Here is a 13047-nt window from a genome sequence, read left to right as displayed (position 1 = left end):
GCACGCCGAATCCGAGAAATCGTATGTCCGCACCCGACCGATCCCGCAACATCGCCGCCGATCCGCTCGCGCTCACACATCTCGTTCCTGCGCATCTTCTGCCCTGCGCCCGTTTCCGGCGAAGAGAGCCGGTACAATCCCCGGGACCGCCGACGGTTTTGGATCAACCACAGGTATATATGACTCCCTGATAGATCCCCTTTTGATCGCCGATGTCCGGCCTTCCGGTGCTCCGGCCGGTGGTTCGTTTCAGGTCGTTTTCATGAACCCAGAGAACCTGCTACACAAGAAGGAGGAGCAGCAGGAGCGCCTGCAGGCGATCTTCCGGGAGAACGAGGGAGATTGCGCCGCATGGCTCGCCGCGGTCCGGGATCTTCTGGACGAAGCGTCGGAGGAATACTCCCGGACCGTCGAAGACCTCCGGCGGGAGAACACGACGCTTCGTGAGCAGGCGGAGGAGTGCCAACGCCGCCACCGGCACGAATCACGGGAGGCGCTGGAGCAGGTCCGGACGTATGCCGAAGAGCTGGCCGCAGCGAACGAGGAACTTCGCCTGACAAACGAGGAGCTTCACCAGATCAACGAGACGCTCACCGCGCAGAAAGAGGAGCTTATCGCTGCCCGGAGAACCGCCGAGACGGAGCGCCGGCGCTATTACGATCTCTTCGACGCAGCCCCGGACGGCTACCTGGAGACGGACCCGGACGGGACGATCCGGGAGGCGAACCGTGCCGCATCGTTGCTCCTCGCCGTCCACAAGGAGAGCCTGCAGGACCGCAATCTCGTCCACTTTATCGGGGAGGGGAGCCGCGAGGAGTTTCGGAGCCATATTGCCCGGGCAGCGGACGGGAAGCCCCAGCAGGACGTCGAGCTGCGCCTCCGGCCGCTTGAGGGAGAGCCCGTCTGCGTATCCGTGAGCATCGCGGCGGTGCGCCTTGAGGAGGCCGCGGCTCCATCGCTCCGCTGGATGGTCAGGGACATCACCGAGCGCAAGCGGGCGGAAAAAGCCCTCATCCGCCGCACCGAGGACCTTGTCCGGCAGAGCAGAAAACTCGAGGCGGCACGCGACGAGGCGAACATCTACCTGGACATCATGACCCACGATGTCCGGAACGCCAACAACGTCTCCAGCATGTACGCCGACCTTCTGATGGAGCTGGTGGGGGGAAATGTAAAGCCGCACGTGGAGAAACTGCACGACAGTATTGAGCGGAGCAGCGAGATCCTGCAGAACGTCGCCACCCTCCGGCGGGTGCAGCAGGAACCCGGCCGTCTGGTGCCGGTGAACCTCGACGCGGTCATCCGGGAGGAGGTGGCAGGTTTCCCCGATGCAGCGATCCGGTACGACGGCACGCCGGTCAGCGTGCTGGCGGACAGCCTTCTGCCGGTGATCGTTACGAACCTCGTCGGCAACGCCGTCAAGTTCGGCGGCCCGGATGCCACCGTCACCGTCCGGGTGGAGGAGCGGGGCCGGGAGGTTCTGGTCTCGGTCGAGGATACCGGGCCCGGGGTGCCGGACGAGGTGAAGGAGCGGCTCTTCACCCGGTTCGAGCGGGGGAGAGCCTCCGGCCGCGGCCAGGGTCTCGGGCTCTTTATCGTCCGGACGCTCGTGGAGCGCTACGGCGGCAGGATCTGGGTCGAGGATCGGGCGTGCGGCCGGCCGGAGGAAGGGGCGGCGTTCCGGTTCACGCTCAAAACGGCCGCGCCGCAGGGCTGAGCGGTCTCCGCGGAAGGAGTGTGCCGGCTCCGGTATGGGGTCGCCCTCGCACCTGTCAAAATACGGTGAACTTTCTCGATCGTACCGGAGGCTGCTGCGGGCGGATTCCTGCGTTGGGATTGGCCGCGTGCGTGTCTTCGTGGCGGCGGGGCCCGAGGAGAGGACTCGGGCCCCGTTCTCACGGCATCCGGTGGATCCTGCCGACGCCGCCCGGCCGGAACGCCGCCGGGTAGCGCTGCTGCAGGTCGTCGATGCGGTCGGTGCAGTGGGACGCCGAGAGGTACGCGACGCTCCCGAGGGCGTCCATATCCGCCTCCGATACGGTGTGCAACCCGCCGAGGATGCCCCAGACCGGTCCTTCCTCCCGGACCCGCTCGATGATCCTGCCGGCGTGCGGGTGTGCGCAGCCCGTCACGATCAAAAACCCGTTCGGCGTTGCAACGGCGAGGGACTGCTCGCGGATCGCGTCCCCGAGCGGCCCGGTCGAGAAGATGCCGTCCGAAATTCGCGTCCATCCCGTGACGACCTGCGGCGTCGTGTACTCTTCGATCAAATCCACTGTCTTCTGCGAAAAGCCTTCGGGGATGAAGACGTCCGCGCCGGGGTCTGCCGCGAGGAATGCGGCGATCCCGCCGGTGTGGTCCCAGTGGTCGTGGGAGACCACGAGGCGCCGGACTCCCGCAGGGTCGATGCCGAGCCGCTCCATGTTGGTGAGCAGCACGTCCCCCCGCCCGCCGGTATCAAAGAGCAGGTCCGCCTCCTGCAGGGAGCAGGAGAACCCCTTCTCCGGGATCAGGGTCGGGTTGTACTCGATATTGTTGTAGACTTCGGTGATGGTAACCATTGCCAGCACGTCCCGGATACCTGTTCTGCCCGGATCATATTATAGATGTCACTCCGGGCAGGCGGCTCTCTGAAAAAAGGTTAGTTGATGATATAGGTGACCGAGACCGTTGCGGTCACGTCCATCTCGCCGACCTCGATCGGGGTCGGGACGCCTGCCGCCTTCTCCATGCCGCCGGCGTAGGATGCGGCGGAGTCGTAGCGGAGGGGGATGTAATTGCTGCCGATGTTGACTTCCCTGACGTCGATGATGGTCTTGCCGAGTGCGGCCGCCACCGCATCCGCGTCGCTCCGGGCCTGCCGGACGGCCGCGGTCAGCGCCTGCGACCGGAGCTCCTGCTGCGTCTCGTCGCTCACCGTGAACGAGATGTAGTCCACGCGGTTCGCGCCGTTTGCAATCCCGAGATCGATGATCTCGCCCACCCGCGTGACGTCGTCCAGGGTTACCCGGACGGTGTTCGTCACCCGGTAGTACTTGACCTTCGCGGAGCTCCAGACCGCGCCCGAGTCCTCCGTGACCGGGGTGACCGAGTATCCCGTGGTCTTGATCTTCTCGGCCGGGATCCCGGCCGCCTTGACGGCGTTGATGACGGCGTCCATCTGCTCCGCGTTCATCTGCTGGGCGACCGTGACGTCGGCGTTCTCGGTCTGGACCGCGAGCGCGACGACGGCCTGGTCGGGCGTGGTGGTCACCTTTCCGGTGCCCGATGCGTAGATGAGTTTCTCATTCGGTTCCTCAACCTGTGCCGCTGCGCTGCCGATGGCCGCAGCAGAGAGCACCAGGAGAGCTGCTATCAGGAGTGCTAGTTTTCCCCGCATAGTATCATCTATCTGTTGTCTTCCGGAAAATATATGGCTTGCTTTGACTTCGAGAAAATTCGTAGCCTATTGGCCGGCAAAACCGGGAATACTCAAACGGATGCCCGATTTCTGCCTACTGCCCCCTCCCCTGCCGGGGTGACCAGCCCCGCGCCGCGACGAGGCGTGCGATCAGCACCGCGGTGTAGAGCACGCCGGTGACCGCTTCGAGCATGGCGAGCGACCGCGTCTGATCGGTGAGCGGCGTGATGTCGCCGTAGCCGAGGGTGGCGAGGGTGACGAAGCTGAAGTAGAGATAGTCCGGGTAGGCGAGGATGCCGGCAGAGGCGAATGAGCCGGGATGTATCGCTGCGACGATGTCGTATGCGGTCGCCCAGGTGATCCCGAGGAGCAGGTACACCGATACCGCCCCGGAGATGGTATCGGAGGTGACCTCCTCTGAGGTCAGCACCCGGGAGAGGACGACCAGCGTGGTGAAGGTGTAGAACGCGAGCGTGAAAGCGCTCTCCACGGTGTCGAGGAGGGGGAGCCCCGTGATGAGGAAGAGCCATCCCGCGGCAAAGGCGGGGAGCGCGAGAACAAGGGCGATGGCGATCTGCCGGCGCCGGTTGCTCACGGCATAGACCCCGGTGATCAGCACCACCGAGGTCAGCACCTTCAGCAGGGCGCCCGTCCGCCCCACGTAGGGGTAGAGCGCCAGCAGGAGCACGAGGGAGATGACGAGATAGTAAAACTGCAGCGAACGGCACCGTCTGAAAAAGGCTCTCATCGCATCAAACATCGTTTTTGCATCTCCCGGCACGTCTTTTGCGCGTGGCATCTCGCACCGGGAGGGTTAAAAACGTTACGGCGAGGCCGCGTCGCCGGTCAGGTCGGCCCGGAGGTCCGCCGCCGACCGGTAGCGCCGCTCCGGGTCCTTCTCCAGGCACCGGAGAACAACGCTGTCGAGCGCCTCCGTGCCCGGCCGGACCTGTGACGGCGGGACCGGCGCATCGCCGAGGATCGCCATGCTGATCTCCCCTACGCTCTCGCCCGAGAACGGTGCGGCGCCGGTCAGGAGTTCGTAGAGGACGACGCCGAGCTGGTAGAGATCGGTCCCGGGGCCGGTCGAGCCGTACTGCTTCGGCGCCAGCTGTTCGGGCGCCGCGTAGGTTGGGGAGAACCCGGACCCGCTCGTCTCGGCGCCCCGGAGCAGAACCTTGCCCATGCCCCAGTCGGTGATCTTCGGCGTCAGATCGTCCGTCAGGAGGATGTTGTGGGGCTTAATGTCGCGGTGAATCACCCCGCACGCGTGGGCGTATCCGAGCCCGTCGGCAATGCCGGCGACGAGCCGGACGGCCGTCCCGATCGCTACGGGTTTCTCGAGCTGCTCGAGCGTTCGGGGGACGTACTCCATCTCGACGTAGGGGACCGGGAGGATGTTGACCGAGTAGACGGTCACGATATTCGGGTGCCTGAGTTCCTCCCAGAGCTGCATCTCCTTCAAAAACGCCCGGCCGGTCGCTTCGTCGAAGGCGATTGGGATCTTCACGGCGACGGCCTGCCCGTCGCTCCGCCGCACCGCGCCAAAGACCCGGCCGAGGCCGCCTTCCCCGACGTACTCGATCCGGTCGTACCTGTCCTGCAGTTCGCCCGGGAACCCGAAGGCGCGGGCTGCCGGGAGGGTGGCGGCGGGGGAGCGGAGAGTTCCGGCAGGATCCCCGGATTCGCGTCTCTCCTGCGTGCGGCGGTGCCACGCGAACGCGACCCCTGCCAGGAGAGCGGCCGCCGCGAGCAGGAGGGCTGCTGTGAGGAGCGGGTTCATCCTGCCGCCGCCGCTGTCGCCCCTGCCGGCGGGAGCGGCCGGCGATCCGGTTGTCGCCGCCGCTGTCGTCGCTGCCGTTACTGCCGGTGCCCGGGAGTTCTCCGGGTTTCGCCCCTGTGCAGCGGCGCGCGCTGCTGCGGCCGGCAGCGACTCTTCCGCGTTGCCGCTGATCTGGTTGCCGTTCGAGCGCCCCTCGCTGAGGACGTCCTGCAGGTTGCCCGCAAACGTGTTGGCGGTGATGGTGTTGCTGCCCGGGTCCTGCAGGACGATCGCCGCAACGGTAGCGTTGCTGATGGTGTTTCCGGTTATCTCGTTCTTACGGCCCGCCGTGCAGAGGATGCCGATCTCCGCGCCGTCGATGCGGTTCTCCCGGATCGTGCTGCGGTCGCCGGCGACCTCGATGCCGTTTCCGGACGCGGCCAGGATCGAGAACCCTTCCACCAGGACGCCGTCGGCCGCAAGACGGAGCGCAGCAGAATTGTCCGGAGCGATCAGCACCGCCCCGTCCGTTCCCCGGAGGGTGATGGAGCGCGGCACGGTGACGGACTCTCTGGAGGTGCCGCCCTGCACGATCACCGTATCGCCGTCCGCCGCGAGGTCGACGGCGCTCTGGATCGTCGGAAGGTCGCCTTCACCGGTGCCGACGGTGTAGGTCGCCGCAAACGCCGGCGATACCGCGGCGGCGAGGGCGATGCAGAGGAGCAGGACGATCAGCCGCCGCCCCGCCGCGGCAGATGCGGTCAGGGCTCTTCCTCCTCCCGCTCCGAGCGGCCCCGCTCGGTGTAGACGAAGGACGCCCCGTGAACGCCCCGGGCAAGGTCGATGAGGTCGCCGTCCTGCAGGGGCTGCCTGTGGTGCGGCGCAAGAGCCGCACCGTTGACGAAGGTGCCGCCGGTGCTCCCGCAGTCCTCGATATGCCAGACCCCGCTCTGCAGCGTAAACCGTGCGTGCGGTTTCGAAACGCGGGTCACGGCGGCGTACTCCTCGGAGAGGAGGATTGCGGACAGGTCTCCTGCGGCGTCCCGGTCGCCCCGCCCCACGGCGATGCGCTCTCCCTCGAGCGGGAAGACCGTCCCGTCATCCGGTCCGCCGAGGAGGGTGACCGCCGGCACGCCGCCCGAAAACTCCTCCGCGACCTGCCCCCGCACCGCCGCAAGCCGTGCGCTGAGATCGGCGTCCGCGGATGCCAGCCGCATATTGGAGAAGAGCCCGAGGTTCCGGACGATTGCTTCCATCCCTCCCGGGACGAGCGAGTACTTCCAGACCGGGTGAATGCCTTTTGACGTCGGCCGCGAGAGCCCCGCCTCTTTGCGGACGACCCCGATACTGAGCAGTTTGTCGATATGCTTCTTGGTGTTCTCGTAACTCGTCCGGATCTCCGAGGATATCTGCCTGATGTCTTTTGGTTTTCTCTCGATGATCTTGAGGATCCTCAGCCGCGTGCTGCTCGAGAGCACGTCCAGGTACTCCGAGAGTTCCCTGAATGAATCCACTTCGTCCGGGAGAATGATGGTTTCCCCTGCTTCGTCCTCGTGCATGAAACTCCCCGGCCTCGCTCTCGTCCGGAGCTTCGTACAGTTCTGTGGGTAATCGTTCCCAATAAGGTTGTCTCAACGTTCCGGTTCAATCATTGAACCGCCCGGTTATCCGGTATCCGCTCTCCCGGATCGCGAGACTCCGGCTGCGATGTTCCTGCAGAGCGCCGCGGAGGGCGGGAATTTCGCACGGGGATCACGCTTATTACCGACGATCGCCTCTCGGGTGGAGCATGGTGAACGGTATCACAACGCTTGAGCAGCGGCAGGTCATGGTGCAGATCGAGGAGCTGATCCAGTCGAACCCGGACTACTCGGGGGTGCGGGAAGAACTGGAGTCGCTGCAGTTCATACCGCAGACCGACACGCCCGATTACGCGATCTGGGTGCAGCCCGACCTGCAGATCCTCGTCATGCTCCGGATCAATCTCGGCGGCGGCTACTCCGGCTACCGTGTCGCATCCTTTGAGGAGCTGGCGCCGGTGGAGCGGTAAATCCGCCGCCGCAAAGTTCTGCGGATCATGTTTATCTGGAGTGGGTGCCTGATCGTGTATCCATGACCCGGATGGAACGTATCGAGCGCGGGCAGCAGCAGGGTATGCAGGATATCGTCGAGGCGGTGGTCCGCGAGACCCCGACATACGAGGGGCTCCGCAAAACGCTGCACAATCTCGGGTTTCAGGCAAAAGAGACGAAACCCGATCTGGTCCGCTGGGAGAGCCTCGAAGACGAGCTTGCCGTCCTGATCCGGATGGATGCGGAGACGGGAGCCGTCACGGATGCCGAGGTTCTCACCTTCGAGGAGATGGAGCGGAATCGATAGCCCTCCCGGCTCTACTTTCCGCCAAACTCTTCGCGAAGTTTCTGCAGGATCTCGGTGAACACCTTCCGGAAGTCTTCTCCGATCTCGTCCCACGATCTGGTGTCCCCGCCGTCCCGCCCGCTCTTCTCGCCGGCCGAGGTGAACAGCACGGCGTAGCCGCCGATCAGGACGATCAGGAAGACCGCCGGATAGATCAGGAACGAGAATTCCTCGAAGAGCAGGAAGACCCGGACGCCCGAGATCTCCGCCACCAGTCCAAAGAGCCGGATGAGAAACTCCACCAGGAAGACGGCTGCAGCGGCGTTGACGAGAGGCGCGGGGAGGTTTAAGGGGAACTGCAGCGCCCCGAAGAGGTCGGCGACGAGGAAGACGGCGGTGATCAGCACCAGGAGTCCGAGGTTGGCGTTCAGGAACCCGACGACCTCGAGGAAGATCTCGCCCCGGTAAGACCCGGCGATGAGGTTCAGGATGCCGAGGAGGATCAGGAATATCACGAAGCCGCCGATGCGGGAGATGAGGATGCCCGGAACCGACTCTCTGGCGCGTCTGGTCATGGATACTCTTCGTCTTGCGCTGCTCCGGTATCTACCTTCCGGCGATGCCGGAAAAAGGGTCGGGTTTTTCGGGGATCACTCCACAATGAAGTCGCCGGTCATTGCCACCGGGTGGACGTCGCAGCGGAAGAAATAGGTGCCCGGCGTCTCCGGCGCCGTGAAGGTGTAGGTGATCTCTCCCTGGCCGATGACCTCGCCGACGAAGATGGCATCGCTCGCCTCCGCCGTCTCGTAGGCCGCGAAGTTATGCGGCACGTTGTCCAGGTTGGTGAAGTCCATCGTCACGGCCGCTCCGGCAGGAACCGTGATGGTGCTCGTGTTGAAGGCGATGTTCTCTGCCGTAAGGCCGACTGTCACGTTCTCCTGCATCGTCTGGTTCTCCGTCACGTTCTCGGCGGTCTGGTTTGCGGTGACGTTGACGGCCGCGGTCACCGGCGGGTCGAGGGGCGTGTGGTCGTTGTTGACGAGCTGGACTGCAAAGGTGTGGTTGCCGGCCGTGACGTTCTCCCACGTATAGGACGTGTTGGTGCTCACGGCATACGAGCCGTTCTCCGGCACCGCAGGGCTGCCCTGCTGTGTCGGGAGCGGCTCGACGTCCATGTAGTAGTGGACGTGGCCTTCACCGGTCACGGCCGATTGTCCCAGGCTGTCGACGAGGCTGAAGTTCGCGACCTCGATCGCGACCGTCACGTTCCCGGCACTCACGCCCGACCCGTTCTCAGGCATCGTAATCGTCACGTTCGGCATCCCGGTCACGTTGCCCGTCGTCTGATTCATTGTCATGTTGTCCATGCCCGCGGTCTGATTCATCGTCTGGTTCTGAGTCATGTTCTGCGTCTGATTCGCCGTCTGGTTCCCGGTCACGTTCTGCGGCATCGTGACGTTCCCGCCCGCCGCACCGAGCCGGAGGGCGAGCAGCACCGGCTCGTCGCCGGCACCGGCAGGCCAGACGATGGTGTCGTTCGCCACGGCCGGCCAGGCGTTGATCCCGGCCGGTGCGGTCATGTTCCAGACCTCATCACCGGTCGCACGGTCGCAGGCGAGGATCGTGCCGTCGAACGTCGCCGTGAAGACCAGATCGTTCACCACCGTCGCGCCGCCGAAGTTCGGGGACGCGAGCTCCTTGTCCCAGAGGATCTTGCCGGTCTCAACCTCGATGGCCGTCAGCCTGCCGACCGACTCGTTGAACGGCTCCTGGCCGCCCACCTGCGTGGACGTGTAGTTCGCAAAGAGATCGAGGCTCGGCACGAAGACGACGCCGTCGGCATAGGCCATCGGCGTCTCGACGCCGCCGAAGTATCCCGGATAGACCGTCACGGTCTCGTTCGGCGGGATGCCGGCGATCTGGTCGTTCTGGTGCTCCCCGACGACCGCAACCCAGAGGAGGCTGCCGCTGTCGCGGTTGAAGGCGTAGACCCTGCCCATCTTGCCCGCACCGATGACGAGGTCCTGCTCCTCACCGGCGACGCTGGCGTTCGTCAGGATCGGCGGGATCTGCAGGTCGTAGTCGAAGAGGTCGTGCGGCACCGTCTGGGTATACCAGTTCAGGCTGCCGTTCTCCGCTCCCAGGGCGAGGATGCTGTTTGTGTAGAGGTTCGGGCCCGGACGGCTCGTTCCGTTCGGCCACTCCTCGGTGCCCGGCCAGGGCGCGGGGTTGCCGACGCCCCAGTAGGTGACGCTGCGCTCAGTATCGACGGCGGGCGAGTACCAGCACCCGCCGCCGCTGTTCACGTCGGGGTTGCCCCAGAGGTCCGGAGAATCGACGGTACTGAAGTTCCAGGCGACCTCGCCGGTCTCCTGGTCGAGCGCGTAGATCACGCCGATGCTCCCCGGCTCGTAGAAGACGTCGCCGGTTCCGGGCACCGTCGAGGTGAGCACGAGGCCGTCGTAGACCGACGGCTGGATGTCGATCCCCTCACCGATGAGCGTTCCGGTCTCGTTGGTCTTCAGGACAAGTTTCTGCGCCCAGATCTCTTCACCGGTCGTCGCGTTCAGGGCTGCCATGCTGAAGGGATCCTTTGCCACGAAGACCTTGCCCCAGCCCACCGCAGGCCCGTTCGGTCCGGCAACCGAGGCGTTGTCGTAGGGCTGCTCCCAGATCACCGAACCGTTCCCGAGGTCGAGGGCAAAGACGCTCGCGTTGAGGTCCTGGAAGTAGACGGTCTCGCCCATGACGATCGGGTTGCTGGACGCTGCGCCGAACGTGCCGGTGGCAGGAATGGCGAACGTCCATGCGGTGCCGAGGTCGTTGACGGTATCGGCATCGATCGCCGAGTCCATCGTTGCACGCGAGTTGTTGTAGTCGTAGTTCGGCAGCGGCCAGTCGGTCGCGTACTCGATCACTTCCGGTGGAACTGCCTCTGTGGCATTCCCGGTGGCGTTCTCCTGCGCACACCCAGCCATCGGGATGAACAGCGCCAGAAGAACGAGCACTCCTAGTATTCGCACATTTTTATACATGCGGCGCCATGATGTGGCGTGCGAATGATAAGTGTTTCGGCAGCACAACCTACAAATAGCACGCCGCCGGAGGAACGTCCGGTTGGTCTCCCATGCAGTTCTCCCGCCTGGTCCGCGCATTCGAGCGGCTCGAAGAGACGGCCTCTTCACGCGAGATGACGGCCATTCTTGCCGATCTCCTGCGCGAAGCAGAGCCGGACGAGCTCGCTACGCTCTGCTATATCACGCTCGGCGAGATCGCCGCCGGCTACCGGGAGATCACGCTCGGTGTCGGCGTCAGGACCGCAAGCGCCGCCATCGCCTCTGCTTTTGGTCTTCCGCAGGAGATGGTCGATGCGGCGGTGCGCTCCGCCGGTGATGCCGGCGACGCGGCGGCGGCGCTCGGCGGGGCAGAGACGCGCATCTTTCCCGGGGTCTTCACCTTCGGCGATGCCCTGACGGTCGATGACGTGCACCGCGGTCTGCTGCGGGTCGCCGTCGCCGCCGGGCCAGGCTCCGAAGACGTCCGGCGAGAGATCCTCGCCGCGATGATCGCCGGGGCCGCGGCGGCGGAGCGGCGGTATCTTCTGCGGCTGGCGACCGGCACCATGCGGCTCGGCGTCGGCGATATGACGCTCCTGGACGCGCTCGCAACGGCGTTTCTCGGCTCGAAGAAGCGGCGGCCGCTGCTCGAACACGCCTATAACCTCTGCTCCGACATCGGCTACGTGGCGGCCACCCTCGCAGCGGGCGGGCCTGGGGCCGTGGAGCGGATCGGGATCACGCTCTTTCGGCCGGTCCGGCCGATGCTCACCCAGCGGGTCTCCCGGTTCGGCGAGATCTTCGAAAAGATCGGTTCTGCAGTCGTTGCTGCAGAGGAGAAGTACGACGGCGAGCGGATACAGGCGCACAAGGACGGCGAGGAGGTCAGGCTGTTTTCGCGGCGGCTGACCGACGTCACGGGCCAGTTCCCGGATATTGTCGATCTTGTCAGGACGCATATCGCCGCGGACTCGTGCATCCTCGACGGTGAGGCCGTCGCCTACGACCCGGAGACCGGGTCGTACCACCCCTTCCAGCGGCTGATGCGGCGGCGCCGGAAGTACCGGATCGCCGAGTTTGCAGAGCGGATCCCGGCGACCTACCGGGTCTTCGACGTGCTCCTGGCGGACGGGGCGCCGCATCTTGCGGCACCGTACCCGGAGCGGCGGCGCATCCTCGAGGCGCTCCTCCGCCCCGGGGCGTTCATCGCCGCGTCGGGCCGGGTCGTCACGACCGACCCTGCCGTGGTCGCGGACTTCTTCGAGGCCTGTATCGGGCGCGGCCTCGAAGGAATCGTCTGCAAGTCGACGGCATCAGGCTCCTCCTACCGTGCCGGCGGCCGGGAGTGGCAGTGGATAAAATGGAAGAAGAGTTACGGCCCGGGCCTTGCCGACACCCTCGACCTCGTGGTCGTCGGCGCCAACGCCGGCAGGGGAAAGCGGGCCGGCACCTACGGATCACTCCTCTGCGCCGCATACAACCACGAGGAGGATATCTTCCAGACCGTCTGCAAGCTCGGCACCGGGTTTACGGACGAAGAACTCCGGGCGCTCCCGGAGATGTTCGGGGATGCGCAGGCCGGGAGCATGCCGGCACGGGTCATGGCCACCGATCAGGCGCGCCCGGACGTCTGGTTCGTGCCCCGGTACGTGCTCGAGGTGCTGGGATCAGAGATCACCGAAAGCCCGGTGCACACCTGCAGCTGGGATGCCGGGCGGCAGCGGGGGCTTGCCCTGCGGTTCCCGCGGTTCGTCCGCTGGAGGAGAGAGAAAGATCCGGAGCAGGCGACGACCGCCGCAGAGGTCGCCGCGATGCACCGGGGGCGGGGCAAAGCCCGCTGACCGTTCGGTTATGCCGTAGCGCTCTGTGAAACGATCTCTTCGAGCCTGATGTCGAAGACCAGTTCTTTGCCTGCCAGCGGGTGGTTGGCGTCCAGCGTCACGCTCGACTCCGAAATGTCGTTGACGACGACGAAGAACGTCCTGCCGTCGGGCTGGCGGATCTGCAGCTGCTGTCCGCTTTCGGGCTGAACATCCGGCGGGAACTGGTCGCGTCCGACCTCGAACATCATCTCGCTCTGGTGAGGGCCGTAGGCCTTCTCGGAAGGAACGGTTGCGGTCTTTGATTCACCGGGCTCCATTCCGACGACTGCCTCTTCAAAGCCGGGGATGACCTGGCCTTCGCCGATGGTGAACTCTATCGGGCTTTGTTCGTCTGAAGAGTCAAATACCGTTCCGTCGCTCAGTTTTCCGGTGTAATGCACCTTGACGGTGTCGCCTTCTTTTGCCTGCGTCATGCTACTCACCGCCTCCCGGGGGAGGCCAGATTATAAATACGTTTTGATGGGGTGTTTAAAGTAATTATCCCCGGAAAACGACCTTTTCCGGCCGGATGCCATGCCGGATGGCCCCGCGGGTTCACCGGATCGGGGTGCTGCGGAGACGCTGTATCTGCAGTAGCCTGCCGAGCCG

The 13047-nt window shown here is 65.2% G+C and carries 12 protein-coding genes; 4 read left to right on the top strand and 8 right to left on the bottom strand.

What is annotated here, in order from left to right:
• The first annotated feature begins 262 nt into the window (after window positions 1-262).
• Window positions 263-1717, top strand: a complete 1455-nt coding sequence (locus FGU65_RS04230) for a PAS domain-containing sensor histidine kinase (RefSeq protein WP_301663165.1) — start codon at window positions 263-265, stop codon at window positions 1715-1717.
• 178 nt (window positions 1718-1895) lie between these two features.
• Here the strand turns inward: FGU65_RS04230 and FGU65_RS04225 are convergent, their stop codons facing one another.
• From FGU65_RS04225 to FGU65_RS04205, 5 genes are all read right to left on the bottom strand, one after another.
• Window positions 1896-2561, bottom strand: a complete 666-nt coding sequence (locus FGU65_RS04225) for an MBL fold metallo-hydrolase (protein WP_301663295.1) — start codon at window positions 2559-2561, stop codon at window positions 1896-1898.
• A gap of 80 nt (window positions 2562-2641) precedes the next feature.
• Window positions 2642-3379, bottom strand: coding sequence for an SIMPL domain-containing protein (locus FGU65_RS04220; RefSeq protein ID WP_301663164.1), 738 nt, complete (start codon window positions 3377-3379; stop codon window positions 2642-2644).
• 115 nt (window positions 3380-3494) lie between these two features.
• Window positions 3495-4199: a potassium channel family protein gene (locus FGU65_RS04215; RefSeq protein ID WP_301663163.1), complete on the bottom strand. Its 705-nt coding sequence runs from the start codon at window positions 4197-4199 to the stop codon at window positions 3495-3497.
• A gap of 24 nt (window positions 4200-4223) precedes the next feature.
• Window positions 4224-5753, bottom strand: a complete 1530-nt coding sequence (locus tag FGU65_RS04210) for a protein kinase domain-containing protein (protein WP_301663162.1) — start codon at window positions 5751-5753, stop codon at window positions 4224-4226.
• Between the two features lie 170 nt (window positions 5754-5923).
• Window positions 5924-6721 carry an FHA domain-containing protein gene (locus tag FGU65_RS04205; RefSeq protein ID WP_301663161.1) on the bottom strand — a complete coding sequence of 266 codons (798 nt, stop codon included), beginning with the start codon at window positions 6719-6721 and terminating at the stop codon, window positions 5924-5926.
• A 230-nt stretch (window positions 6722-6951) separates the two neighbouring features.
• Between FGU65_RS04205 and FGU65_RS04200 the strand changes: the two genes are divergently transcribed.
• Together FGU65_RS04200 and FGU65_RS04195 are read left to right on the top strand one after the other, a co-directional pair.
• Window positions 6952-7212 carry a hypothetical protein gene (locus FGU65_RS04200; RefSeq protein ID WP_301663160.1) on the top strand — a complete coding sequence of 87 codons (261 nt, stop codon included), beginning with the start codon at window positions 6952-6954 and terminating at the stop codon, window positions 7210-7212.
• Window positions 7213-7274: 62 nt separating this feature from the next.
• A complete protein-coding gene (locus FGU65_RS04195) occupies window positions 7275-7541 on the top strand; it encodes a hypothetical protein (protein ID WP_301663159.1) in 267 nt (88 codons plus the stop codon).
• Between the two features lie 11 nt (window positions 7542-7552).
• Here the strand turns inward: FGU65_RS04195 and FGU65_RS04190 are convergent, their stop codons facing one another.
• Window positions 7553-8095 carry a hypothetical protein gene (locus tag FGU65_RS04190; RefSeq protein ID WP_301663158.1) on the bottom strand — a complete coding sequence of 181 codons (543 nt, stop codon included), beginning with the start codon at window positions 8093-8095 and terminating at the stop codon, window positions 7553-7555.
• 75 nt (window positions 8096-8170) lie between these two features.
• A complete protein-coding gene (locus FGU65_RS04185) occupies window positions 8171-10555 on the bottom strand; it encodes an outer membrane protein assembly factor BamB family protein (protein WP_301663157.1) in 2385 nt (794 codons plus the stop codon).
• 92 nt (window positions 10556-10647) lie between these two features.
• On the opposite strand from FGU65_RS04185, the gene FGU65_RS04180 reads away from it, so the two are divergent.
• Window positions 10648-12417, top strand: a complete 1770-nt coding sequence (locus FGU65_RS04180) for an ATP-dependent DNA ligase (RefSeq protein WP_301663156.1) — start codon at window positions 10648-10650, stop codon at window positions 12415-12417.
• 8 nt (window positions 12418-12425) lie between these two features.
• Here the strand turns inward: FGU65_RS04180 and FGU65_RS04175 are convergent, their stop codons facing one another.
• Window positions 12426-12872 carry an FKBP-type peptidyl-prolyl cis-trans isomerase gene (locus FGU65_RS04175; RefSeq protein ID WP_301663294.1) on the bottom strand — a complete coding sequence of 149 codons (447 nt, stop codon included), beginning with the start codon at window positions 12870-12872 and terminating at the stop codon, window positions 12426-12428.
• Window positions 12873-13047 lie beyond the last annotated feature (175 nt).

This window comes from Methanoculleus frigidifontis (genome assembly GCF_030464345.1).
GTDB lineage: Archaea > Halobacteriota > Methanomicrobia > Methanomicrobiales > Methanoculleaceae > Methanoculleus_A > Methanoculleus_A frigidifontis.
Note: the sequence above shows the minus strand (reverse complement) of the source record. Positions and strands in the feature narration are given on the sequence as shown.

What these genes read in the sequence shown, in the direction of transcription:
- FGU65_RS04230 (WP_301663165.1), top strand. Translation starts at nt 263, where the DNA reads ATGAACCCAGAGAACCTGCTACACAAGAAGGAGGAGCAGCAGGAGCGC.
- FGU65_RS04225 (WP_301663295.1), bottom strand. Translation starts at nt 2,561, where the DNA reads ATGGTTACCATCACCGAAGTCTACAACAATATCGAGTACAACCCGACC.
- FGU65_RS04220 (WP_301663164.1), bottom strand. Translation starts at nt 3,379, where the DNA reads ATGCGGGGAAAACTAGCACTCCTGATAGCAGCTCTCCTGGTGCTCTCT.
- FGU65_RS04215 (WP_301663163.1), bottom strand. Translation starts at nt 4,199, where the DNA reads ATGCCACGCGCAAAAGACGTGCCGGGAGATGCAAAAACGATGTTTGAT.
- FGU65_RS04205 (WP_301663161.1), bottom strand. Translation starts at nt 6,721, where the DNA reads ATGCACGAGGACGAAGCAGGGGAAACCATCATTCTCCCGGACGAAGTG.
- FGU65_RS04200 (WP_301663160.1), top strand. Translation starts at nt 6,952, where the DNA reads ATGGTGAACGGTATCACAACGCTTGAGCAGCGGCAGGTCATGGTGCAG.
- FGU65_RS04195 (WP_301663159.1), top strand. Translation starts at nt 7,275, where the DNA reads ATGACCCGGATGGAACGTATCGAGCGCGGGCAGCAGCAGGGTATGCAG.
- FGU65_RS04190 (WP_301663158.1), bottom strand. Translation starts at nt 8,095, where the DNA reads ATGACCAGACGCGCCAGAGAGTCGGTTCCGGGCATCCTCATCTCCCGC.
- FGU65_RS04185 (WP_301663157.1), bottom strand. Translation starts at nt 10,555, where the DNA reads ATGTATAAAAATGTGCGAATACTAGGAGTGCTCGTTCTTCTGGCGCTG.
- FGU65_RS04180 (WP_301663156.1), top strand. Translation starts at nt 10,648, where the DNA reads ATGCAGTTCTCCCGCCTGGTCCGCGCATTCGAGCGGCTCGAAGAGACG.
- FGU65_RS04175 (WP_301663294.1), bottom strand. Translation starts at nt 12,872, where the DNA reads ATGACGCAGGCAAAAGAAGGCGACACCGTCAAGGTGCATTACACCGGA.